This is a genomic window from Streptomyces sp. STAM6, assembly GCF_054963715.1.
In genome coordinates, this window is record NZ_JBUEFZ010000008.1 from 24,349 (window position 1) to 43,509 (window position 19,161).

General features: G+C 72.5%; 19 protein-coding genes. 6 read left to right on the top strand and 13 right to left on the bottom strand.

The features are described 5' to 3' along the window. Positions 1 to 5 precede the first annotated feature (5 nt). From ACY34K_RS12660 to argC, 5 genes are read right to left on the bottom strand one after another with little or no spacing between them, the layout of a single operon-like run. Complete coding sequence (locus tag ACY34K_RS12660) at positions 6 to 542, bottom strand: arginine repressor (protein WP_462746339.1); 537 nt, start codon at positions 540 to 542, stop codon at positions 6 to 8. Positions 543 to 549: 7 nt separating this feature from the next. After that, positions 550 to 1,758, bottom strand: a complete 1,209-nt coding sequence (locus ACY34K_RS12665; RefSeq protein ID WP_462746340.1) for an acetylornithine transaminase — start codon at positions 1,756 to 1,758, stop codon at positions 550 to 552. Further along, a complete protein-coding gene (gene argB / locus ACY34K_RS12670; RefSeq protein ID WP_462746341.1) occupies positions 1,755 to 2,657 on the bottom strand; it encodes an acetylglutamate kinase in 903 nt (300 codons plus the stop codon). The genes ACY34K_RS12665 and argB overlap by 4 nt, the downstream gene beginning before the upstream one ends. Then, on the bottom strand, positions 2,654 to 3,805 hold the full coding sequence (gene argJ, locus ACY34K_RS12675; protein ID WP_462746342.1) for a bifunctional glutamate N-acetyltransferase/amino-acid acetyltransferase ArgJ: 1,152 nt from the start codon (positions 3,803 to 3,805) through the stop codon (positions 2,654 to 2,656). The genes argB and argJ overlap by 4 nt, the downstream gene beginning before the upstream one ends. Then, complete coding sequence (gene argC / locus ACY34K_RS12680) at positions 3,802 to 4,830, bottom strand: N-acetyl-gamma-glutamyl-phosphate reductase (protein WP_462746343.1); 1,029 nt, start codon at positions 4,828 to 4,830, stop codon at positions 3,802 to 3,804. Before argC ends, argJ begins: the two co-directional genes overlap by 4 nt. A gap of 86 nt (positions 4,831 to 4,916) precedes the next feature. Here argC and ACY34K_RS12685 point away from each other — a divergent pair, with 86 nt between their 5' ends. Both ACY34K_RS12685 and ACY34K_RS12690 read left to right on the top strand, forming a co-directional pair. Next, complete coding sequence (locus tag ACY34K_RS12685; protein ID WP_462746344.1) at positions 4,917 to 5,657, top strand: VOC family protein; 741 nt, start codon at positions 4,917 to 4,919, stop codon at positions 5,655 to 5,657. Between the two features lie 108 nt (positions 5,658 to 5,765). Continuing rightward, complete coding sequence (locus ACY34K_RS12690; RefSeq protein WP_462746345.1) at positions 5,766 to 7,568, top strand: immunity 49 family protein; 1,803 nt, start codon at positions 5,766 to 5,768, stop codon at positions 7,566 to 7,568. A gap of 30 nt (positions 7,569 to 7,598) precedes the next feature. Here the strand turns inward: ACY34K_RS12690 and ACY34K_RS12695 are convergent, their stop codons facing one another. The 5 genes from ACY34K_RS12695 to ACY34K_RS12715 form a co-directional block, all read right to left on the bottom strand. Further along, the gene (locus ACY34K_RS12695; RefSeq protein WP_462746346.1) at positions 7,599 to 8,588 is read right to left on the bottom strand and encodes an ornithine cyclodeaminase family protein; all 990 of its coding nucleotides are present in this window, start codon (positions 8,586 to 8,588) and stop codon (positions 7,599 to 7,601) included. Positions 8,589 to 8,631: 43 nt separating this feature from the next. Beyond that, on the bottom strand, positions 8,632 to 9,732 hold the full coding sequence (locus tag ACY34K_RS12700) for a hypothetical protein (RefSeq protein ID WP_462746347.1): 1,101 nt from the start codon (positions 9,730 to 9,732) through the stop codon (positions 8,632 to 8,634). A 242-nt stretch (positions 9,733 to 9,974) separates the two neighbouring features. Then, on the bottom strand, positions 9,975 to 11,132 hold the full coding sequence (locus ACY34K_RS12705) for a methyltransferase (protein WP_462746349.1): 1,158 nt from the start codon (positions 11,130 to 11,132) through the stop codon (positions 9,975 to 9,977). A 7-nt stretch (positions 11,133 to 11,139) separates the two neighbouring features. Then, positions 11,140 to 11,598, bottom strand: a complete 459-nt coding sequence (locus ACY34K_RS12710) for a GNAT family N-acetyltransferase (protein ID WP_462746350.1) — start codon at positions 11,596 to 11,598, stop codon at positions 11,140 to 11,142. A gap of 84 nt (positions 11,599 to 11,682) precedes the next feature. After that, positions 11,683 to 13,119, bottom strand: a complete 1,437-nt coding sequence (locus tag ACY34K_RS12715; RefSeq protein WP_462746352.1) for an aminotransferase-like domain-containing protein — start codon at positions 13,117 to 13,119, stop codon at positions 11,683 to 11,685. Between ACY34K_RS12715 and ACY34K_RS12720 the strand changes: the two genes are divergently transcribed. Both ACY34K_RS12720 and ACY34K_RS12725 read left to right on the top strand, forming a co-directional pair. After that, positions 13,118 to 14,014 (top strand): DMT family transporter, encoded by an 897-nt coding sequence (locus ACY34K_RS12720; RefSeq protein WP_462746353.1) that lies wholly within the window; start codon positions 13,118 to 13,120, stop codon positions 14,012 to 14,014. The two genes, ACY34K_RS12715 and ACY34K_RS12720, sit on opposite strands and share 2 nt — an antisense overlap. A gap of 165 nt (positions 14,015 to 14,179) precedes the next feature. Beyond that, positions 14,180 to 14,374 carry a DUF1918 domain-containing protein gene (locus tag ACY34K_RS12725; protein ID WP_462746354.1) on the top strand — a complete coding sequence of 65 codons (195 nt, stop codon included), beginning with the start codon at positions 14,180 to 14,182 and terminating at the stop codon, positions 14,372 to 14,374. A gap of 24 nt (positions 14,375 to 14,398) precedes the next feature. Here ACY34K_RS12725 and ACY34K_RS12730 read toward each other — a convergent pair whose 3' ends face one another. Continuing rightward, positions 14,399 to 15,730 carry a glycoside hydrolase family 10 protein gene (locus tag ACY34K_RS12730; protein WP_462746356.1) on the bottom strand — a complete coding sequence of 444 codons (1,332 nt, stop codon included), beginning with the start codon at positions 15,728 to 15,730 and terminating at the stop codon, positions 14,399 to 14,401. Positions 15,731 to 15,892: 162 nt separating this feature from the next. Here ACY34K_RS12730 and ACY34K_RS12735 point away from each other — a divergent pair, with 162 nt between their 5' ends. Next, positions 15,893 to 16,753, top strand: a complete 861-nt coding sequence (locus ACY34K_RS12735) for a 3-hydroxybutyryl-CoA dehydrogenase (RefSeq protein WP_462746357.1) — start codon at positions 15,893 to 15,895, stop codon at positions 16,751 to 16,753. 178 nt (positions 16,754 to 16,931) lie between these two features. Then, entirely contained in the window at positions 16,932 to 17,189 is a 258-nt protein-coding gene (locus ACY34K_RS12740; protein ID WP_462746358.1) for a hypothetical protein, read from the top strand. A gap of 22 nt (positions 17,190 to 17,211) precedes the next feature. Here the strand turns inward: ACY34K_RS12740 and ACY34K_RS12745 are convergent, their stop codons facing one another. Together ACY34K_RS12745 and ACY34K_RS12750 are read right to left on the bottom strand one after the other, a co-directional pair. Beyond that, a complete protein-coding gene (locus ACY34K_RS12745) occupies positions 17,212 to 17,742 on the bottom strand; it encodes an NUDIX hydrolase (RefSeq protein ID WP_462746360.1) in 531 nt (176 codons plus the stop codon). Positions 17,743 to 17,817: 75 nt separating this feature from the next. After that, positions 17,818 to 19,158 (bottom strand): transcriptional regulator, encoded by a 1,341-nt coding sequence (locus tag ACY34K_RS12750; protein ID WP_462746361.1) that lies wholly within the window; start codon positions 19,156 to 19,158, stop codon positions 17,818 to 17,820. Positions 19,159 to 19,161 lie beyond the last annotated feature (3 nt).

Here is a 19,161-nt window from a genome sequence, read left to right on the forward strand (position 1 = left end):
CTCGGTCAGCCGCCCTTCTGGGCCAGCCTCAGCAGGTGGTCCGCCAGTGCCTGACCGCCCGCCGGGTCGCGGGAGATGAGCAGCAGGGTGTCGTCGCCCGCGATCGTGCCCAGGATGGCGTGCAGTTCGGCCTGGTCGATGGCGGAGGCGAGGAACTGCGCGGCGCCCGGCGGTGTGCGCAGGACCACCAGGTTGGCCGAGGCCTCTGCCGAGATCAGCAGTTCTCCGGAGAGGCGCCGCATGCGCTCCTCCTTGGCCGATTCGCCGAGCGGGGCCTGCGGCGTGCGGAAACCGCCCTCGCTGGGCACCGCGTAGATCAGTTCACCGCCGGTGTTGCGGATCTTCACCGCGCCCAGCTCGTCGAGGTCGCGGGAGAGGGTCGCCTGGGTGACGCTCAGCCCGTCGTCCGCGAGGAGTTTCGCCAGCTGGCTCTGGGAACGCACCGGCTGCCGGTTGAGGATGTCCACGATCCGGCGGTGGCGTGCGGTGCGGGTCTGCGGAACGGACGGCCCGCCGTGCTCGATTTCCTGCGCCTCGCTCATCGTCGTCTCATTCTCCGGATCGTCCTTCCCCGTGCACGCTGCCGAGGACGCCGGGCAGGGCCCGGAGGAAGGCGTCCACCTCGTCGTCGCCGATGACCAGCGGCGGCATGAGCCGTACGACATCGGGGGCGGGCGCGTTCACCAGGAGACCGGCGTCCTGAGCCGCCTGCTGCACCTGGGGTGCGAGGGGCTCGGTGAGCACGATACCCAGCAGGAGGCCCGCACCACGGACATGGGAGACGAGCGGGTGGCTCTCCTTCCCGCCGGGGCGCTCGATTCCGTCGCGCAGCTTCTCGCCGAGACGCTTGACCCGGTCGAGCGTTCCGCCGGTGGAGAGGGTGTCCAGGACGGCCAGTCCGGCGGCGCAGGCCACGGGGTTCCCGCCGAAGGTGGTGCCGTGGTGGCCGGGCGCGAGCAGCTCGGCCGTCTCGCCGAACGCGACGGTCGCGCCGATCGGGAGGCCGCCGCCGAGGCCCTTGGCGAGGGTGACGATGTCCGGTTCCACGCCGTGGGCCTGGTGCTCGAACCAGTGGCCGCACCGGCCGATGCCGGTCTGGACCTCGTCGAGGACGAGCAGCGTGCCGGTGGCGCGGGTGATCTCGCGGGCGGCCTTGAGATAGCCGGCGGGCGGCACGACGACGCCGATCTCGCCCTGGATGGGCTCGAGGATGACGAACGCGGTGTTCTCCGTGACGGCTTCCCGCAGTGCGTCGACGTCACCGTAGGGAACGTGCGTGACGTCGCCGGGCAGCGGCTGGAATGGCTGCTGCTTGCCGGGCTGCCCGGTGAGCGCGAGCGCCCCCATGGTCCGGCCGTGGAAGCCGCCGGTGGTGGCCACCATGTGGGTACGGCCGGTCAGCCGGCCGATCTTGAAGGCGGCCTCGTTGGCCTCGGCGCCGGAGTTGCAGAGGAAGACCCGGCCGGGCCGGCCGAAGAGCTGGAGCAGCCGCTCGGCGAGCGCGACGGGGGGCTCGGCGACGAAGAGGTTGGAGACGTGGCCGAGCGAGGCGATCTGGCGGGAGACGGCCTCGACGACGGCGGGGTGGGCGTGGCCGAGGGCGTTGACGGCGATCCCGCCGGCGAAGTCGAGGTAGGCGGTGCCGTCGGCGTCCCACACCGTGGCGCCCTCGCCGCGGACGAGGGGCAGCCTCGGGGTGCCGTAGTTGTTCATCAGCGCGCCCTGCCAGCGCTGCGTCAGGTCCTGGTTGCCGCTCATGACTCCCCCAGTTCGTCGGGCACGACCATGGTGCCGATGCCCTCGTCGGTGAAGATCTCCAGCAGGATGGAGTGCTGGACCCTGCCGTCGATGACACGGGCGGTGGTGACCCCGTTGCGTACGGCGTGCAGGCAGCCCTCCATCTTGGGGACCATGCCGCTGGAGAGCTCGGGCAGCAGTTTCTCCAGCTGGCCGGCGGTGAGCCGGCTGATGACCTCGTCGCTGTTCGGCCAGTCCTCGTAGAGGCCTTCGACGTCGGTGAGGACCATCAGGGTTTCGGCGCCAAGCGCCGCAGCGAGTGCCGCAGCCGCCGTATCAGCATTGACGTTGTAGACATGTCCGTCGTCCTGGGAGCGGGCGATCGAGGAGACGACCGGGATGCGGCCGTCGGCCAGCAGCGCCTCAATGGCGCCGGTGTCGATCTCGGTGATCTCGCCGACCCGGCCGATGTCGACCAACTCGCCGTCGACCCGGGGCTGGTGCCGGGTGGCGGTGATGGTGTGCGCGTCCTCGCCGGTGAGGCCGACGGCGAGCGGCCCGTGCTGGTTGAGCAGCCCGACCAGCTCGCGCTGCACCTGGCCGGCCAGCACCATGCGTACGACGTCCATGGCGTCCTCGGTGGTGACGCGCAGGCCCGCCTTGAACTCGCTGACGATGCCGTGCTTGTCCAGGGCGGCGCTGATCTGCGGGCCCCCGCCGTGGACCACGACCGGCTTGAGGCCGGCGTGCCGCAGGAAGACGACGTCCTGGGCGAAGGCGGCCTTGAGCTCGTCGTCGACCATGGCGTTGCCGCCGAACTTGATGACGACGGTCTTGCCGTGGTGGCGGGTCAGCCAGGGCAGCGCCTCGATGAGGATCTGCGCCTTGGGCAGGGCGGTGTGCTTCCGTGTCGTGCTCATGAGCTGTACGCGCTGTTCTCGTGGACGTAGTCGGCGGTGAGGTCGTTGGCCCAGATGACGGCCGACTCGGAACCGGCGGCGAGGTCGGCGGTGATCTTCACCTCGCGGTAGCGCATGTCGACGAGGTCCCGGTCCTCGCCCACGGAGCCGTCCCGGCAGACCCAGACGTCGTTGATGGCGACGTTCAGCCGGTCGGGCTCGAAGGCGGCCCGGGTGGTGCCGATGGCCGACAGGACCCGGCCCCAGTTGGGGTCCTCGCCGTGGATGGCGCACTTGAGCAGGTTGTTGCGGGCGATGGAGCGGCCCACCTCGACGGCGTCGTCCTCGGAGGCGGCGTTGATCACCTCGATGCGGATGTCCTTGGACGCGCCCTCGGCATCGCCGATGAGCTGCCGCGCCAGGTCGTCGCAGACTTCGCGCACGGCGTCGGCGAAGGCGGCGTACTCGGGAGAGACCCCGGACGCGCCCGAGGCGAGGAGCAGGACGGTGTCGTTGGTGGACATGCAGCCGTCGGAGTCGACCCGGTCGAAGGTCAGGCGGGTCGCGTCGCGCAGGGCCTTGTCGAGGACGGGGGCGTCCACGTCGGCGTCGGTGGTGAGCACGACCAGCATGGTGGCGAGACCGGGGGCGAGCATGCCGGCGCCCTTGGCCATCCCGCCGACGGTCCAGCCTGCCTTGGTCACGACGGACGTCTTGTGGACGGTGTCGGTCGTCTTGATGGCGATCGCGGCCTTCTCGCCGCCGTGCTCGGAGAGCTCCTTGGCGGCCTTCTCGACGCCGGGCAGCAGCTTGTCCATGGGCAGCAGCACGCCGATGAGGCCGGTGGAGGCGACGGCGACCTCGCCCGCCCCGATCTCCAGCACCTCGGCGACCTTCTCGGCGGTGGCGTGGGTGTCCTGGAAGCCCTGGGGGCCGGTGCAGGCGTTGGCGCCGCCGGAGTTGAGGACGACGGCGGTCAGTTCACCGGCCTTGAGGACCTGCTGGGACCACAGGACGGGGGCCGCCTTGACACGGTTGGAGGTGAACACGCCCGCGGCGGCGCGGCGGGGCCCGGTGTTGACCACGAGGGCGAGGTCCGGGTTGCCGTTCTCCTTGATTCCGGCGGCGATGCCCGCCGCCGTGAATCCCTTCGCTGCCGTGACGCTCAAGGTGCCACTCCGATCGTGGAAAGTCCGGTGTCCTCGGGGAGTCCGAGGGCGATGTTCATGCTCTGCACCGCGCCGCCGGCGGTGCCCTTGGTGAGGTTGTCAATGGCGCTGATCGCGATGATGCGGCCCGCGGCCTCGTCGTACGCGACCTGGACCTGAACGGCGTTGGAACCGTGGACGGACGCCGTTGCGGGCCACTGCCCCTCGGGCAGGAGGTGGACGAACGGCTCGTCGGCGTACGCCTTCCGGTAGACGGACCGGACGTCCTCGGCCGTCGTCCCCGCCTTCGCCCTGGCGCTGCAGGTGGCGAGGATGCCGCGGGGCATCGGGGCGAGGGTGGGGGTGAAGGACACGGTGACCGGGCCGCCGGCGACCGCACCGAGGTTCTGGATCATCTCGGGGGTGTGACGGTGGCCGCCGCCCACGCCGTACGGGGACATGGAGCCCATGACCTCGGAGCCGAGCAGGTGCGGCTTGAGCGCCTTGCCGGCGCCGGAGGTGCCGCTGGCGGCGACGACGACCGCCTCGGGCTCGGCGAGGCCGCCGCCGTACGCGGGGAAGAGCGCGAGCGACACGGCGGTGGGGTAACAGCCGGGCACCGCGATGCGCTTGGACCCCTCCAGCGCGGCGCGGGCGCCCGGCAGCTCGGGGAGGCCGTAGGGCCAGGTCCCGGCGTGCGGGGAGCCGTAGAACTTCTCCCAGTCGGCGGCGTCCTTCAGCCGGAAGTCGGCCCCCATGTCGACGACGAGGACCTCGCCCCCCAGCTGCTCGGCGACGGCGGCGGACTGGCCGTGCGGAAGGGCCAGGAAGACGACATCATGGCCCGCGAGGACCTCCGCGGTGGTGGGCTCCAGCACGCGGTCGGCGAGCGGCAGCAGGTGCGGCTGCAGCGTGCCGAGCTTCTGTCCGGCGTTGGAGTGACCGGTCAGGGCGCCGATCTCCACTCCGGGGTGGCCGAGGAGCAGACGGAGAAGCTCTCCGCCCGCGTATCCGCTCGCGCCTGCCACTGCTGCTCGTACCGCCATCGAACCCTCCTTGCTGATGGCATGACTATACGTGCCATTGCAGGTTTATGCAAAGCAATGCGGAGCGCGCGCCTAAGATCACCGGCATGGCACTACGACCCGTGCAGGTGAACATCAAGGCTCGCGACGGCGCGGCGGTCGGCCGGTTCTGGGCGGAGGCGCTCGGCTGGAGTGCCTACAGCCCCGGCGTCACCACCTACGTCGGCCCCGCCGGCGGCCTCGTCTGGCCGCACCCGGTCGCCGTCGGCGTGGACGTCGTTCCCGTACCGGAACCCAAGACGACGGTGAAGAACCGCGTGCACCTCGATCTCGCCACCACCTCCGAGGCCCATCAGGCGGAGCTGGTCGCGCGCCTCCGGACGCTCGGAGCCACGCCCGCCGACGTGGGCCAGGGCGACGTCCCGTGGACGGTCCTCGCCGACCCGGAGGGCAACGAGTTCTGCGTGCTGGAGCCCCGGGAGATGTACCGGGACACCGGGCCGATCGCCGCGGTGGTGGTCGATTGCCTGGATCCGCGGGCCATGGCCCGGTTCTGGGGTGAGGCGACGGACTGGACACCGCACGAGGTGACCGACGAAGCAGCGGTGTTGCGCTCCGCCCGGGGCGTCGGCCCGTATCTGGAGTTCCTGCGCACACCCGACGCGAAGACCGTGCCGGACCGCGTCCATCTCGACCTGCTGCCGTACCCCGGTGACGACAAGGCGGCGGAGGTGGCCCGGCTGCGGGCCCTCGGCGCCACGGAACTCGACCTCGGCCAGGGCGACGTCCCGTGGACCTGCCTGGCCGACCCCGAGGGCCACGAGTTCTGCGTCCTCACCCCGTCCTGACCGGGAGCGGTGACGCTGAAGCGCTGACGGTCCCGCCGGCACTGACGGTCCCGCTGCCTATGCTGGGGGTTCCAAGATCGACGCGGCACGGAAGCGGGGGCGGGGACGGTGCGGATCGAGCGCCATGAAGTCGGTGGAGAGGCGCTGAGCGGCGCGCTGGAGGACTTCCCGCGGCGGATCGCCGAGCAGGTGGGGGCGCTGGAACGCGAAGAATCGCCGGCGCGCGACTGGCAGGCGGTCGCGGAGTCGTTCCTGGACTACCTGGCCGCCCGCTCGGTAACCGTTCCCGATCTCGCGGGCAAGGACGCCCGGGTCGCCTTCGAGTCGGCCGCGGCGGCGGCCGTCAGGGCACTGGCGCTGCGGGCCGGCCGGGCCGGCCACGCCGGCCTGCCGCACGTGTACATCGGGTACACGGGTTCCCGCGTGCCCTGCGACGACCGGCGCCCGGCGGAGAGCCCGGACGGCGTGCCCGCCGGCACCTGGCTGGACGCCTTCTTCCTGGCGTTCGTCGCGGATGTGTGGGACGAGAACGCGGCACTGTTCATCGACACGGCCCCTTCCCTGCGGGGCAGTGAGGAGCGGGCCGACGTCGCGCTGGTGCACGCGCTGCTCGCGCTCGTCCTCGGCCACGTCCAGCAGCGCCCGGACCGTGGCCGGCCGATGTCGGACGCGGACCGGTCCGCGGTGATCGAGGCGATCGCCGGACGGCTGGGCGACGGAACCGACCGGCCCGCGCACCGCGAGGCGCTCGCCGCCCTGCGGGCGCTGGCGGCCGGCGACCAGGACGGGCTCACCGGCGCCCTCGCCGCACGGCTCAACCACCACAGGCGGCAGTGCGCGGAAAGGGCCGCGGACGCGGTCGCGCCGCGTACCCTGCTGCCGCTCGACGCCATCGCCCTCGCGGCGATGGCCCAGCGGTCCGGCGCCGGGGCGCCCGGCATCGACTCTCCCTATCTGCCGGCGGCACCGATCGGCGGCTGGCGGAGGCCCGTTCCGCGGGTGCTCGGATACGGCCGGGAGAAGGACCCGGCCGCCGTGGAGAACCTGGCGACCGAACTCATGGTGATCGACCGGCCGGACCACCCGTTCGCGGCCCGGGCGGACGAGCCCCTCTACGACGACTACGCGCAGCACCTCCTGGACGGGTTCCGCGATCGGGGCCGGAAGGCGGCGTACGCCGCCGAGAGCCTGATGAAGGTCATGGAGTGGCAGGTCCTGCGCTTCCTGGGGCGGGCCGCCGCCGACCCCGAGGGCGAGGATCCGCGGGGGCGCGAGGCGCTCGGGATCGCCGCCGAGGCGGGCGCTGCCGTGTTCCGGCTGGTGCGGGCCGCGGCCCGGGACCAGGCGGACGCGGCGGCCGGGGGCGGGGAGCCCGAGGTGACGGAGCACGAGATCACGGTCGGCGGGACGACACGCCTCCTGCCGGCGATCCGGCCGTACGACCTGGCCGCCGTGCACTGGAAGCAGGCCGTCGCTCTGGCGCTGATCACCGGGGAGCGGCAGCAGCTGGCGGACTGCGTCCTGGTGTACCCGGAGTTCTTCACCGACGGGCGCCAGGTGGGGGACGTCGACGCGTACGGCGCGGCGTTGCACGACTATCTGCGCGGTGTGGATCCCCTGCCGGCCCTCAGTCACGCGTTCGAGACCTGCGCCCGGCACGAGGCCGGTGTCCACCTGGCCCCGCCCGTGAAGCTGCTGTCGCAGGTGGTGGCGGGCGACCGGGTGGGCTTCACGCTCGCCCTGGCCGACGCGCTGGAGGCCCACCGCGAGCACTACACGGTGGGTGCGCTGTCCGGCCGCGCGCAGGCGGTGCTCGACCTCGATGTGCTGGCGCTGGCCTGCCACGTCCACCGGATGGGCTGGGAGATACCGGTTCGTTCGCCCTATCTGCCCCGGGGCCTGTTCCGTTAGCCGGAAGGGGCGGCGTGCGACCGGCGGGCGTCAGGCCAGCGAGATCTCGTCGCCGAGCGACCGCTCGCGGGCCGCGGCGACGACCAGGGCCGCGGCCGCGGCGTCCTGCACGGCGACCCCGACCGACTTGTAGAGGGTGATCTGGTCGCGGGTGCGGCGCCCCGGCCGGCCCCCGGAGGCGAGCTCCCCGAGCTCGGCATGGATGTGGTCGGCTGTGATGACACCGTCGCGGATCGGCTGCAGCAGGTCGTTGCTGCCCGCCGGGAACGGTGCGAGGACCGCTTGTCGCGACTCGACGCACACCAGCGCGTCGGCGACGGTGGCGTCGTCGATCTCCCGCCCCGCGGGGTTGAACCCGACCGAGGTGATGTGAACGCCGGGTGACAGCCAGGGGCGGCGGATCACCGGCACGACGGCGTGCGTGGCCGCCGCGGCGATGTCCGCGCCGTCGAGGGCCTCGGCGAAGCCGGCGACCGGACGGACGGGGCGGTCCAGCTCCGCGGAGAGCGCCTCGGCCAGTGCGGCCGCCTTGAGCGGGTCCCGGCCCGCCACCCGGATCTCCCGGATGGGGCGGACCCGGCACATCGCGCGGGCGTGGGCGCGAGCCTGCACACCGGTGCCGAGGACGGCCAGTACAGCCGCGTCCTGTCGGGCCAGCAGCCGGGCCGACAGCGCGGAGGCGGCGCCGGTCCTCGCCGCGGTGATGGCCGTGCCGTCCAGCAGCGCCGTGGGACGGCCCGTCTCCGGGTCGAACACCACGATCAGCGCCTGGTGGGTGGGCAGCGGCGTCCCGGCGTTGTGCGGGAAGAGGGAGACCAGCTTGCTCATGAGCACACCGGCGGAGGGCACGAAGCCGGGCATGGCGGCCAGGAGTCCGTCCTGCCCGGGCACGAGTGCGGCGACACGGTCCGGGGAGGACGCCCGTCCCGCGCTGAGGTCCGCCATCACCGGGGCGAGGCCGTCGATCAGGGCGTCCAGGTCGAGCAGCGACTCGACCTGCGAGCGTCCCAGTACCAGCATCCGAGCCACCTTCCGCGGTTGCACCAGCCGTCGGACGCGATCCTCACACAGGCCGCTCGTCGCCGCCTCGTACCACGGTGCCGTCCGGCCGGACGGTCCGCCGCACCTGCTTGACGACGGGGGTGAACATGGTGCGCTTCACCTTGAACATCTTGCCCTCGAGGGTCACGGCGCGTACGGCGGTGAAGTCGAAGCGGACGAACGTCGCCGTCCAGTCGGGGCCGAAGTGGATGAGGCCGCGCAGCCCCTCCATGGTCATGTGGGTCCCCGGGTCCCGGAGCGGGGGGTAGTCCGGGAAGACCGGGGCGGGGGGCGGATCCTCCCCGTCGCGGCCCGCCTCCGCGGCCCGGTCGGCGAACGCGTCCGGGACGAACTCCCGGAACAGGTCGTACTCGTCCTCGTCCCCGTACACCAGGACGATGAGCCGCTCCGGCGGAAGGAGGCGGACTGCCTCGGTGAGCTCCCACAGGGTGCCGGGGCCGGTTCCGGCGACGAGCAGGACCAGCCGGGCCCGGCTGATCAGACCGCTGACGACGGGCTGCCAGTCGTCCAGGGGCAGATAGAACCGGGAGGCGCCGGGCAGTGGCAGCTTCTCCCCGGGCCGGCCCACCGCCACGACTCTGCCGAGCCTGCGGAAGTTGCGGGCCATCTCCTCCTCCCGGGTGCGTGAGCCGGGGGCGAAGGCCTTCTGGAAGAGGCTGCGGGTGCTGGGGCGGTTGACCTGGTAGGTGTCCTCGTCGTCGTCGAAGGGGCGCAGATAGAGGACGAAGGGGGCGACGAGTTCCTCGGGCCGTCGGATCACCCGTGCGGTGCGCCGCCTGCCGTGCCGGGAGAGCAGCCGGCCCGCCATGACGGCGGCCAGCGCGGAGGTGAGCATGATGACCCCGACGATCCGGCCGCGCAGGGCCGAGTCGTCGTAGAGCAACGGGGCCTGGATGTGGCCCAGGCCGCCGAGCGCGACCAGGAATCCGGCGAGCCGGAGGAAGCATCCGCCGACCCGTGCCCCGCAGCCCAGGAGGGGCAACCGCCGCTGCCGGTGCGGCTGTGGTCCTGGACCGGCCGCCGGTTCTCCCGGCTGCCCGTCCGGTGTGGGGTCCGGGTGTCGCTGTTCGGGGACCGACGCGTCCCCCGGTGCCTCGCTCATGGGGAGATCGTGGCGGCCGTACGGCGGCGCGCACCATCGGTTCGGGTCGGGAGGGATCGAACCGGCTAATGGGCCGGGGAGGTTGACCGACGGGGAGCTGCCTCAGGCCAGTGGGGTGCCGCGGCGCTACTGCTCACGCCGCTGCGCGACCTCGGGAGCGGGGCGCGGCCCACCGGCGCGCACGCCTGAGGACGCGCACGCCTGAGGACGCGCACCCGCCTCAGGTGCTCGCGCCGGGGGTGTCACTTCTTCACGGCACGCAGGACGACGAACTTGGGGTCGCTCGCGACCACTTCGCTGTTCCCGAAGATCCGCCGGAGGGTGACGTGGTAGCCGAGGTGCCGGTTCCCCACGACCCACAGTTCGCCGCCCCGCCGCAGTGCCCGCCGCGCGCCCGTGAACATCCTCCGGGCGGTCGCGTCGGTCGTCGCCTGGTGGCTGTGGAACGGCGGGTTGTTGAGCACGAGGTCCACGGATTCCGCCGGCACGCCCGTCAGACCGTCACCGACCCTGAACTCCGCCCGGGCTCCGGGAGCGGCGCTCGCCCGGAAGGTCTCCTGGGCCGAGGCCACCGCCTGGTACGACTCGTCGACGAAGAGAAGCTCCGCCTCCGGATCGGCCAGGGACACGGCGAGCCCCACCACCCCGTTGCCGCAGCCCAGGTCGACGACGCGGGAGCGGCCGAGCCCGGTCGGCAGGTGCTTGAGGAAGAACCGTGTACCGATGTCGAGGCGGTCGGCGCAGAAGACGCCCGCGTGGTTGACCACGGTCCGGCCGGCCACCGGCGTGGCGTCGCCGGGCAGCTCGTACCGGTGCGGCCAGGGGTTCTCGGTCCGGGCCGGGGCCGGGTCGGGCGTGCAGAAGATCAGCCGGGCCTTCTTCACCGCCAGCGAGGTGCGGGTCGGGCCGAGGAGGCGTTCGAAGAGCCTGAGGGTGGAGGTGTGGATCTCCTTCACCATCCCGGTGCCGGCGACGAGCGTGCCGGGGTGCACGGCGGGGGCGAGCCGGTGCAGCTGGTCCTCCAGGAGCGCGAGGCTCTTCGGGACGCGGACGAGGAGGACGTCGGTGCGCTCGGGCGGGGTGTCCCTGGTGGTCAGCAGCCGCACGGCGCCGGGCTCCACCCCGGCCCGGGCCAGATTGGCGCGGGTCGCCTCGTGGGCGAGGTGGGAGTCGGTGATCTGGGTGATCCGTCCCGGGTGGCGCGCGGCGAGCGAGGTGACCAGGGCGCCCCAGCGGTCGCCGACCACGGTCACGGTTCCCGGAAGCCCGTCGGGGTGCGTCTCGGCCAGGTGCCGCAGCAGGTATTCGTCGGCGGCGTCCCAGGCACGGAACGGGTCGCGGGGGTCCTCGGGGAAGCGGGTGAGCTCGACATCGGCCCATGACGTGGTCAGACGGTTCATCGTGCCCTCAGGCTAGCCGCTCCCCGGAGGGCTGCCGGAATCGGAGCGCCATCCAGTGTTCGGGTACGTCGAGGGGCTCGAAGCCGATCTTCCCGTAGACACCGTGGGCGTCGTGCGTGGCGAGCACGATGCGCTTGAGGCCGAAGGGGGCGAGGTGGTCGCGGACCGCCTCGACGAGGGCGGTGCCCAGGCCCTTTCCGCGCACCGGCCGGTCCACGTACACGTCGCACAGCCAGGCGAAGGTCGCCCGGTCGGTGACGGCCCGTGCGTAGGCGACGAGTGCGCCCGACGCGGTCTCGTACGCGCCGAAGTTCAGCGAGCCGTCGATGGCGCGGTCCTGCTGCTCACGGCTGCGGCCCTTGGCCCAGTACGCGTCGGTGGACAGCCAGTGGTGGACGCGGGCGCGGTCCAGGCGTTCGGTGGAGGTGGAGATCTCGTACGCGTCCAGCCCTGTCGTCTCGTTCATGACCGGACCCTCGCAGGCCGGGGACCGGTTGTCAGTGGCGCGTGCCACGCCTTTCCGCGGGCGGGGCGTCACCGTAGTGGGCGGTCAGCCGGGGACTTCGTCGAGTGCGGTGCGCAGTCGGCGCACGCCCTCGGTGATCTCGGCCGGTCCGGCGACGCCCGCGAAGCTCAAGCGCACGTGGCCGGCGGGCGGTTCCGCGGAGAAGTAGGGGCGGCCCGGGGCGACGGCGACCCCGGCGCGGAGGGCCGCGGCGACCAGGGCGGACTCGGCGGTGGTGTCGGGGAGGCGGAGCCAGAAGTGGTAGCCGCCGGAGGGGATGTGCGGCAGGGCGAGTTCGGGGAGGTGGAGCCGGATCGCCGCCGCCATGATGTCGCGGCGGGTCTTCAGTTCGACCGCCACGGAGCGGAGGTGGCGGGCCCAGGCGGGGGATCCGACGAGTTCCAGGGCGGTTTCCTGCAGCGGTCTCGGTACGAAGAAGTTGTCGACGACCTGAATGGCGCGCAGCCGTTCGAGGACCGGGCCACGGGCGGCGAGCGCACCCACGCGCAGGCTGGGCGAGGTGGACTTGGTGAGCGAGCAGACGTGGACGACGACGCCGTCCGGGTCGTCGGCGGCGAGCGGTGCGGGCAGTGGGCCCCCGTCCTCGTGGACGAGGCGGCGGGCGAAGTCGTCCTCCACCACGAAGGCTCCGGCCTCGTGGGCGATGTGCACGACCTCGCGGCGGCGTGCGGGGGCGAGGACGGCGCCGGTGGGGTTCTGGAACAGCGGCTGGCAGACGAACACGCGGGCGCCGCTCGCCCGGAAGGCGGCGGCCAGCAGGTCCGGGCGGACGCCGTCGCGGTCGGCGGGCACGGGGACGGGCCGCAGCCCGGCGGCCCGGGCGACCGCCAGCATGCCCGGGTAGGTGGGGGACTCCACGAGGACGGGGGCGCCGGGCGGGGCGAGCGCCCGCAGCGCGGTGGTGATCGCGGTCTGGCCTCCCGCGGTGATCAGGACGTCGGCCGCGGTGACCGTGCCGCCGATTTCCCGGGCGAACCATTCGCGCAGTTCGGGGAGGCCGTCGGTGGGCGGCCGGCCCCAGGCGCCGGGTCGGCGCCCGGCCCGCGCGAGGGCGGCCGCGAGGGCTCGCTCGGGCTGGAGCGAGGGGTGCAGATAGCCGCCGTTGAACTCGATGACGCCCGCCGGAGGTGCGGCGAGGGTGACGAGGACGCCGGAGGCGTCGACGGAGCGGGGTACGAGCTCCGTCGCCGCGTCGGCGCTGAGCGTGACCTCCTGCCAGGAGGTGTCCCGGGGCGGCGGGGCATCGGTCCGCGGCCGGGCCTTGAAGGCCCCGGCGCCGGGGCGGGTCACGACCAGGCCCTCGGCCGCGAGCCGGGCGAGCGCGCGGGAGACCGTGACCGGTGAGACGCGGTAGCGCTCCACGAGTGCTCGACTCGACGGCAGCTTTCCACCCGGCGGATAGCGGTCGAGCACACGCTTCAACGAATCTGCCAGTTCAGCCACGCTGCTACGCTCTTGCATGACAGCACAGGATAGCGCTACTCCCCCTACCTCGATAGCGGTCAGCGGCGGCACCGTCCTCGCCGGGCTGGGCGTCGTCGCCTTCTCGCTCACCTTCCCGTCCACCGTCTGGGGCCTGGAGAGCTTCGGCCCGTGGTCGTTGGTCGCCGTGCGGAGCACCCTGGCCGCGCTCATCGCCGGGGGCTTCCTGCTGGCCCTGCGCGTCACCGTCCCCGAGCGGCGCCACTGGGCCGGGCTCGCCGTGGTGGCGGGCGGCGTGGTGGTCGGGTTCCCGCTGCTGACCACGCTGGCGCTGCAGACCTCCACCACCTCGCACGCGGCCGTGGTGGTGGGCCTGCTGCCCCTGACGACGGCCGCCTTCGCCGCGGTACGGACCGGGCGGCGGCCTTCCCGCACGTTCTGGGCGGCGGCGCTGGCGGGAGCGGCGGTGGTGATCGCGTTCACCGTGCAGCAGAGCGGCGGGGCGCTGTCGGCCGGCGATCTGTATCTGTTCGCGGCACTCCTGGTGTGCGCCGCCGGATACACCGAGGGCGGACGGCTGGCCCGGGTGATGCCGGGCTGGCAGGTGATCGGCTGGGCGCTGATCCTCTGCCTGCCGCTCGCCGTCGCCGGTTCCGCCGTGGCGCTCGCCCTGGAGCCGGTGCGGCTGACCGCGCACGGCGTGATCGGGCTGGTGTGGGTGGCGGCCGGGTCGACGTTCTTCGGCCTGTACGTCTGGTACCGGGGCATGGCGTCGATCGGGATCGCGAAGGCCAGCCAGCTCCAGTTGGCCCAACCGCTGCTCACGCTGTTCTGGTCGGTGTGCCTGCTGGGCGAGCGGCTGTCCCCGGCCGCGCCCGTGGCGGCCGGGGCGGTCCTCGTGTGCATCGCGGTCACCCAGCGGACGCGGTCCTAGGGCGTGTTTCGTCGTCCGCCCGGTGGCCGGACGGGACTTTCGAAACACACCCCAGGACGGCTCCCGAGGTGACAAGGGGCCCACCTGCGGACGTAAACTCCCCATACGGAACCACTCCGAGTCCGCATCCCACCCTGGAACACACCGGCGCGAGGAGGTCCCTCGATGCAAGCGAGCGTGGGCGACACATTGCTGGTGCACGGCAGGACCGTCGGCCATCACGACCGCACGGCCGAGGTTCTCGAAGTACTCGGACCGAACGGCACACCGCCGTACCGGGTGCGCTTCAACGACGACGGTCACGAGGCCCTGATGTCCCCGGGACCCGACAGCGTCGTACGGCACAAGGAACCGGGCTAGCCCGGACATCCCCTGGCCCTCCCCCTAGGGCGTACGGACCCGTGTCGGATAGTGATCGGCCACGACCCTGGCCATCGCCCCGATGCGGTCCGTCGTGACCTCCTTGGCCGAGAAGAAGACATGGCCGCGCACCTGGTCGTGGTCCTCGGCGAACGTGAGGTGCCGGGAGAGTTCCGCCGGGTCCTGCCAGGCGGCGGGCTGGGCGGGATCGCCGGCCTTGTACAGCGCCTCCCCCACGTAGAGGTCGACGCCGGTCCCGCGGACGACATCGTTCCACCAGGGCACCAGTGTGGTGTAGTCGGCGGCCGCGTGGCCCATGTGCCAGTAGAGCTGGGGCACGATGTAGTCGATCCAGCCCTCCTTGACCCAGTGCCGCGTGTCAGCGTGCAGGTCGTCGTAGGTCTGCACACCGGCCCGGGTGTCCGAGCCGCTCGGGTCGGTGCCGGCGTTGCGCCAGATCCCGAAGGGGCTGATGCCGAACCGCACGCCCTTGTCGAGCGCCGCGATCCGGTCCGCCATCCCGGAGACGAGGCGGTTGATGTTGTCGCGCCGCCAGGCGGCCCGGTCGGGGAAGCCCCCGCCGTACTCGGCGTAGGTGTCGTCGTCGGCGAAGGCCTGCCCCGCCACCGGATAGGGGTAGAAGTAGTCGTCGAAGTGCACCGCGTCGATGTCGTAGCGGCGTACGGCGTCGAGCATCGCGTCCTGCACGAAACGCCGCACCTCGGGAAGGCCCGGGTTGTAGTAGAGCTTCCCGCCGTACGGGAGCACCCAGTCGGGGTGCTCACGGGCGGGGTGGCCCTCGGAGAGCCGTGAGGGGTCGGTGTGGTTGGCGACCCGGTACGGGTTGAACCAGGCGTGCAGCTCCAGGCCCCGCCGGTGCGCCTCCTGCACGGCGGTGGCCAGCGGGTCCCAGCCGGGGTCCCGTCCCTGCACCCCGGTGAGCCACTGTGACCACGGCTCGTAGGGGGACGGCCACAGGGCGTCGGCGGCGGGCCGTACCTGGAGGATGACCACGTTCAGCCGGCGGCGCACCGCGGCGTCCAGGTGGGCCAGCAGTTCGGCGCGCTGGGTCTCGGCGGACAGACCCGGCTTGGACGGCCAGTCGCGGTTCGCCACCGTGGCCAGCCACATGCCGCGGAACTCGCGGGCCGCGTATCCGCGGCCCCCGTGCCCGCGGCCCCGCCGCCGGGGCCGGGGAGCGGCGCCGGCGTCCGCGGCGGCCAGCAGGGAGGCGGCCACCCCGGCCGCCCCCAGGAACAGGCCCCGCCTGCCGAGCCCGCCGCCACGGCCCGCGCCGTGGGCGCTGTCGCCGGTCGCGCTTCCGTCCGGTCCCCCGATTCTGCCGATATGCCGCATTCATCGCCCCTTACCGTGTGTATTGTCACCGTCGTCCCCGCAGAGCATGCCCGCCCCGGGCGGCCCTCCACCGGTCCGTACGGAGTAACGTCGTGGGGTCCAGGCGGGACGCCGGAATCACACGGGGACCTGCCGCAGGGGAAGAACAGCGAAAGGCACGATGTGACCGACATCGAACGCGTCGGAGTGGTGGGCTGCGGCCAGATGGGCGCGGGCATCGCGGAGGTGTGCGCCCGCAGCGGCCTCGAGGTCAAGGTGGCCGAAACCACCGGTGAGGCTCTGGAGATCGGCCGTACCCGGCTGTACAACTCGCTCTCCAAGGCCGCCGAGCGCGGCAAGATCACCGAGGAGGAGCGCGACGCGACGCTGGCCCGGCTCAGCTTCACCACCGACCTCGGCGAGTTCGCCGACCGCGATCTGGTGATCGAGGCCGTCGTGGAGAACGAGCAGGTCAAGACAGAGATCTTCCAGGTCCTCGACCAGGTCATGACCCGTCCGGACGCGATCCTCGCCTCGAACACCTCCTCCATCCCCCTGGTGAAGCTGGCGGTCGCCACCTCGCGCCCCGACCACGTCATCGGCATCCACTTCTTCAACCCGGCCCCGGTGCAGAGGCTCGTCGAGCTGATCCCGGCGCTCACCACCTCCGAGGGCACGATCAGCCGCGCCCAGGCCTTCGCAGAGAAGCTCCTCGGCAAGCACGCGATCCGTGCCCAGGACCGCTCCGGCTTCGTGGTGAACGCGCTGCTCGTGCCGTACCTGCTGTCCGCCGTCCGCATGTTCGAGTCGGGCATCGCGGGCCGCGAGGACATCGACAACGGTATGGAGATGGGCTGCGCCCACCCCATGGGTCCGCTGAAGCTGTCCGACCTGATCGGCCTGGACACGATCGTCTCGATCGCCAATTCCATGTACGAGGAGTACAAGGAGCCGCTGTACGCCGCTCCGCCGCTGCTCCAGCGGATGGTCGACGCGGGCCGTCTGGGCCGCAAGACCGGCTCCGGCTTCTACACGTACTCCTGAGCCCCTCGCCTCGTGCGGGCCGCCCGGTGACACAGGGCGACCGCTTTTCGCACGGGGTGTGCGGAGCGTGTTCGCATATGCCCTGCGCACACGCTCCCCCCGCTCCGGCGGGCGGAGTTGACTCGGTTCCGATCAGTCCAGGGACCGTTGGACCAACTCCCGAGGAGGAGCGGAAACCGTGACCACCGACCCCGATCACTTAGCGGCCGTCGAGGAGTTCGCAGAGCTGCGCCGCAGTCTCGATGTCGGCCTCGCCAGGATCGACGGGCAGTTGGCGCTGCTCGCCCAGCGCCACGGCCAGATCGACCGCGATCTGGCCGATCTGGCCATGCGTGTCGCGGCACTGGAGCACGCCAGGTGGCCGCTGCCCGCGGTGGCCGCGCTCACCGCGGTGGGCGCGCTGGCGTTGGCGCTGTGGCAGGCAGTCGGCGGCTGACCGGTGCCGGCCGGCAGAGAGGTCAGCCGAGCCGCAGATGGTGCAGCATCAGCAGCCCGGCCGCCATGTTGGCGGCCGGGACCTCGCCGCGGGCGATCATGTCGGGGACCAGCTTCAACGGTATCCACTCGCGGCGGGACGACTCGAAGTCGTCCTGCGGGTGGCCGATGTAGGTGGCCTCCTCCGCCCAGTACAGGTGGTGGCGGGCGTCGGTGAGGCCGTTCGACGGCTCGACGGTGAGGAGGTGCTGCAGCGGCCCCGGGCGCCAGCCCGTCTCCTCCTCCATCTCCCTGGCCGCGGCGGCCCGGACGTCCTCGCCGTCCTCGACGACGCCGGCGGCGAGTTCCCAGCCCCAGCTGTCGGTGATGAACCGGTGGCGCCAGAGCATCAGCACCTCGTTGGCCTCGTTGACCGCGGTCGCCACGGCGACGGGGCGGAGGCGGATGAGGAAGTGGTCGAGGTGGCGGCCGTCCGGGAGAGCGACGTCCGCGAGGTTGACCTTGAACCAGCGGTTTTCATACACGGTTTGTTCGTTTAGGTTCGTCCACTGCACGTTTCTGCCACCTTCCGACAAGTAGATGGCAATATCGCAGCAGGCGCGTGCGCTGAGCGGAACTCGCGACAGAACTCACAGGGGAACGCGCAGTGCCCCGTCGATGAGTTCGGCCGCCTCCTCCGCGTCGCTGCATCCGCTGGCCACCAGATGCTCCCGCACCGCCCGCAGCCGGTCCCTGAGCCGTTGCGACTCCATGCCTCTGGCGCGCTCCGCCATCTCCGCCGCGGTCTGTGCCGCCCGGTCCGCCTCGCCCTGCCGCAGCTCGATCTGGCTGAGCATGGCGAGCCGGTGCACCCGGCCTCGGTCGTGCGCCGGGGTCCGCACGGCGGCCGCGGCGTGCTCCCGCGCGGCCTCGAGATCACCCAGACTCATCAGGGCCTCGGCGACCTGGACGTTGACGAGGCCGGGCTGGACGTACCCGGTCTCGTCCGGCTCGTACCCCGGCCGGATGCGCTCCGCCTCCGCCTCCGCCCGCCGGATGCACCGCAGCGCGCCGGAGCCGTCTCCGAGGTGGGCGTACGACTTGGCCTGCATCGCGTACAGGTCCGCGGCGAGCGCCGGGGTGATCTGCCGCCCCGCGGTGCGCAACGCCGCCTCCGCGAAGGCGACGGCCTGCCGGTACTCCCCCATGAACAGCGACTGGTTGACGAGCAGGGCGATCACATAGGCACCGAGCCCCCGGTCGCCGCTGGCCTTGGCCAGCCGCAGCGCCTGGTGGAAGTAGCGCTGGGCGAGGCCGTGCGCGTCGGAGTCGTAGGCACAGATACCGGCCACGGCGACCAGACCGCCGGTGGCCCGGTGCAACTGGCGTCCCAGCGCGTCGCTGTAGCCGCCGCGCAGCAGCGGCGCCGTCTCGGAGTTGAGGAAGCCGACGATCCGGCTGCGGGTGGCGATACCGCCGGCCCTCCGGTACATCAGCTCGTAGTGCGCCCGGGCCGCGCGCAGCATGGTGATGTCGGACATGCTGACGCGGGTCTGGCCGTCGCGGGACACATCGGCGTCCTCCGGAGGGTTCTCCCACTCCCAGACCGGCATCACGGCGGGGGTGCCGGTGACCGCGGGCGCGGCGATTATGTGCGGCCGCTGCTGTTCGTCGGAGCGCCACAGGGCGGTGGCCCGCTCCACGAACCCGGACAGGGGTGAGCCGTGCGGGACGGCCGCCTCACCGGCCACGCCGAGACCGATGTCGTCGAGGGTGATGGGGCGGTGCAACCGGGCCCCGAGCACCTCGCAGATCAGGTCGGGGACCTGGCCGCGGGGGCGCTGGCCCTTCAACCACCGTGCCACTGCGGTGTGTTCGTATCTGAGTGCGAGACCGCGGCTCCGGCCCGCCTGGTTGACGTGGGCGGCGAGGCCCGCGTGGGAGATACCCGCCTCGTCGAGCAGGGCGTCGAGCAGGGTGTTGGGCTGCATGGG

Bases quoted from the DNA above. Each gene is read 5' to 3' on its own strand.
- ACY34K_RS12660 (WP_462746339.1), bottom strand. From the start codon at position 542: ATGAGCGAGGCGCAGGAAATCGAGCACGGCGGGCCGTCCGTTCCGCAG.
- ACY34K_RS12665 (WP_462746340.1), bottom strand. From the start codon at position 1,758: ATGAGCGGCAACCAGGACCTGACGCAGCGCTGGCAGGGCGCGCTGATG.
- argB (WP_462746341.1), bottom strand. From the start codon at position 2,657: ATGAGCACGACACGGAAGCACACCGCCCTGCCCAAGGCGCAGATCCTC.
- argC (WP_462746343.1), bottom strand. From the start codon at position 4,830: ATGGCGGTACGAGCAGCAGTGGCAGGCGCGAGCGGATACGCGGGCGGA.
- ACY34K_RS12685 (WP_462746344.1), top strand. From the start codon at position 4,917: ATGGCACTACGACCCGTGCAGGTGAACATCAAGGCTCGCGACGGCGCG.
- ACY34K_RS12695 (WP_462746346.1), bottom strand. From the start codon at position 8,588: ATGCTGGTACTGGGACGCTCGCAGGTCGAGTCGCTGCTCGACCTGGAC.
- ACY34K_RS12700 (WP_462746347.1), bottom strand. From the start codon at position 9,732: ATGAGCGAGGCACCGGGGGACGCGTCGGTCCCCGAACAGCGACACCCG.
- ACY34K_RS12705 (WP_462746349.1), bottom strand. From the start codon at position 11,132: ATGAACCGTCTGACCACGTCATGGGCCGATGTCGAGCTCACCCGCTTC.
- ACY34K_RS12710 (WP_462746350.1), bottom strand. From the start codon at position 11,598: ATGAACGAGACGACAGGGCTGGACGCGTACGAGATCTCCACCTCCACC.
- ACY34K_RS12720 (WP_462746353.1), top strand. From the start codon at position 13,118: ATGACAGCACAGGATAGCGCTACTCCCCCTACCTCGATAGCGGTCAGC.
- ACY34K_RS12715 (WP_462746352.1), bottom strand. From the start codon at position 13,119: ATGCAAGAGCGTAGCAGCGTGGCTGAACTGGCAGATTCGTTGAAGCGT.
- ACY34K_RS12725 (WP_462746354.1), top strand. From the start codon at position 14,180: ATGCAAGCGAGCGTGGGCGACACATTGCTGGTGCACGGCAGGACCGTC.
- ACY34K_RS12730 (WP_462746356.1), bottom strand. From the start codon at position 15,730: ATGCGGCATATCGGCAGAATCGGGGGACCGGACGGAAGCGCGACCGGC.
- ACY34K_RS12750 (WP_462746361.1), bottom strand. From the start codon at position 19,158: ATGCAGCCCAACACCCTGCTCGACGCCCTGCTCGACGAGGCGGGTATC.